The organism is Nostoc sp. 'Peltigera membranacea cyanobiont' 213 (assembly GCF_002245975.1).
GTDB lineage: Bacteria > Cyanobacteriota > Cyanobacteriia > Cyanobacteriales > Nostocaceae > Nostoc.
Genome location: NZ_NOLI01000313.1, coordinates 1 through 2865, shown reverse-complemented (window position 1 = coordinate 2865; position 2865 = coordinate 1). Strand labels below are relative to the sequence as shown.

The window sequence follows — 2865 nt, the reverse complement described above, 5'->3', positions numbered from 1 at the left end:
CCGGGAACGGGGATTGGGATTTGGGATTGGGGATTGGGTATTGGGTATTGGGTATGGATTATTCTCCTTGTTCCCTAGTCTCTAGTCCCCAGTCTCCAGTCCCCAGTCCCTAATTATCCAAACATTCTTAGCGTATATCCGCGTGTATCTCCAGTGGCAATTTAGGATTGGTAATTTTGTGATAATTTAATCTATTACCTATTTTCTAATTTAACGTGTCGCGGAAGTCCCCACCTTCAATGTACTCATAAGGTGGGGATTGTGAGCGGGGGATGAGGATTACATCTGGAATTGATTTTTTACGCAGTAAAAACAAATTTTGGATGTATGACGAATCCCCAAAATTTTCTGGTAAGATATACGCTGTCTTGACCATCAATGCCGCAAGCGAAAACCAAGCTAATAGGTATATGTTGCAAGAGAAAAATTTGGGTCTTGGGAACCAGGATTCCTGCCCTTGGAGGGAATGTCAGACCAAAAAAACTACAGAGTTTTTGAGGCTATTCCCGATGAATTGGGAAGCCCAGACTCGGCTCCGTAGGCAAGTCTGAGTAGTTCACAACTAAAATACTGTTCTGAACGGACTTTGCTAGATTGTGTTATTGGAGTGATGTCTGTGACGGGCTACGCTTATCCTCTTAGTGTTGCTGATACTGATAGGATTTACGCAAAGCAGATCCCCTAACCCGCTTAAAAAGGGTATGCAAAAAGGCAAGAGTCTCGCACTCTGTTAAGCAGCAGACGCACGAGACATCTGTCTGCGGGAAAATCAATCTACCCGCATTTGGTTCAAGTTTTCAAGACATCAGTGGGTATTTTCCTACAGCTTTATTGCCTTAAACTCAGAATTATAAGAATTACTGACTCACAAGTTGCTCTTGTGATTCCTGTTTAACTGCTGAACTTTGAGATCCCAGTTGAATCAGTTCAATTTTATACCCATCTGGATCTTCCACAAAAGCAATTACTGTCGAACCATGTTTCATCGGCCCTGGTTCGCGTGCAATTTTACCGCCTTGATTGCGAATTTCCTCACAGGTAGCGTAAATATCATCAACCCCAAGGGCAATGTGACCGTAAGCATTACCCAATTCGTACTTTTCCACCCCCCAATTGTAAGTTAATTCAATTACTGCGTTGTCGCTTTCGTCACCATAGCCCACGAAAGCTAAGGTAAATTCTCCCCCTGGATAATCTTTTCGGCGTAGTAATTTCATTCCCAGAAGTTCACAGTAAAACTTTAAGGATTCTCCAAGGTTGGCCACCCGCAGCATTGTGTGTAGTAATCGCATATTGACCTTTTCTCTGTAATTGATTTAGTGTTATTCTCTGTCAACATTTTACCTAGCTGAAAGTCTGAAGGTAGAAATGCCATTAGGGAAAAAATTAAATAAACACTCCTTTACCAGTTTTTGGCGTTGATCTCTATCCATAACAATGGAAATCTTCTTTAATCTCAGCCAATAAAGTCTCTTAACAGCATAAGCTAGCGATTGGGTTAGGCAACTGGACTGGATGCGTAACAGACTCGAATAAAGGATAAAGAACAGATGAGTAAATTTCTAGATACTGCCATTGAAGCGATCGCAGCCCGTGAAATTCTTGATTCACGCGGTAGACCGACAATTGAAGCCGAAGTGCATTTAGCCAACGGTGTTGTCGGACTAGCCCAGGTTCCCAGTGGTGCTTCCACGGGCAGTTTTGAAGCCCACGAACTGCGTGATGGCGATAAAAGCCGTTACGGGGGCAAAGGCGTACTCAAGGCAGTACAAAACGTCAAAGAAGCACTTGCGCCAAAATTACTAGGTTTGGATGCCCTCAACCAAGAACTCCTAGATCGGACAATGATCGCCATAGATGGTTCTCCTAACAAATCCAGTTTGGGGGCGAATGCGATTTTGGGAGTTTCCCTAGCAGCAGCTAAAGCAGGTGCTGAATCTCTAGATATTCCTCTATATCGCTATTTGGGTGGCCCTTTAGCGAATTTGCTTCCAGTGCCGTTGATGAACGTGATTAACGGTGGCGCACACGCATCAAACAACGTAGATTTTCAAGAGTTTATGATTGTCCCAATTGGCGCAACTTCCTTCCGGGAAGCGTTGCGCTGGGGTGCAGAGGTATTTGCTACCCTCAGCCAAGTATTAGATGAAAAGGGTTTGCTTACAGGTGTAGGCGATGAAGGCGGCTTTGCCCCTAACCTAGAATCTAATCAAGTGGCTTTGGAATTGCTGGTTGCTGCCATTAAGAAAGCTGGTTACAAGCCAGGTGAAGAAGTAGCTTTGGCTTTGGATGTGGCGGCTAGCGAATTTTACAAGAATGGTCAATATGTTTACGATGGTAAACCTCACGCCCCGGCTGAATTTATTGATTATTTAGGACAACTTGTTGACCAATACCCAATTGTGTCAATTGAGGATGGTTTACACGAAGAAGACTGGCAAAGTTGGCAATTGCTGACCCAAAAGTTAGGTTCGCGGGTGCAATTGGTAGGGGATGATTTGTTTGTAACGAACGTCACGCGCTTGCAAAGAGGCATTCAGGAAAAAGCCGCTAATGCAATTTTGATTAAACTCAATCAAATTGGTTCTCTCACCGAAACCTTGGAAACGATTGATTTAGCAACTCGCAACAGTATCCGTTCAGTAATTAGCCATCGTTCTGGTGAAACCGAAGACACAACGATCGCTGATTTAGCTGTAGCAACCCGCGCCGGTCAAATCAAAACAGGTTCCCTCTGTCGCAGCGAACGGGTAGCAAAATATAATCGCTTACTGCGAATTGAAGATGAATTAGGCGATCGCGCCGTTTATGCTGGTGCTATCGGTTTAGGGCCGAAGTAGAGACTGGGGACTGGGGACTGGGGAC

At 44.4% G+C, this 2865-nt stretch carries 2 protein-coding genes; one reads left to right on the top strand and one right to left on the bottom strand.

Features of this window, described 5'->3' with window-relative positions:
- Positions 1–857 precede the first annotated feature (857 nt).
- The gene (gloA, locus tag CDG77_RS34445; RefSeq protein ID WP_094333600.1) at positions 858–1292 is read right to left on the bottom strand and encodes a lactoylglutathione lyase; all 435 of its coding nucleotides are present in this window, start codon (positions 1290–1292) and stop codon (positions 858–860) included.
- 258 nt (positions 1293–1550) lie between these two features.
- Here gloA and eno point away from each other — a divergent pair, with 258 nt between their 5' ends.
- Positions 1551–2840, top strand: a complete 1290-nt coding sequence (gene eno / locus CDG77_RS34440; protein WP_094333599.1) for a phosphopyruvate hydratase — start codon at positions 1551–1553, stop codon at positions 2838–2840.
- Positions 2841–2865 lie beyond the last annotated feature (25 nt).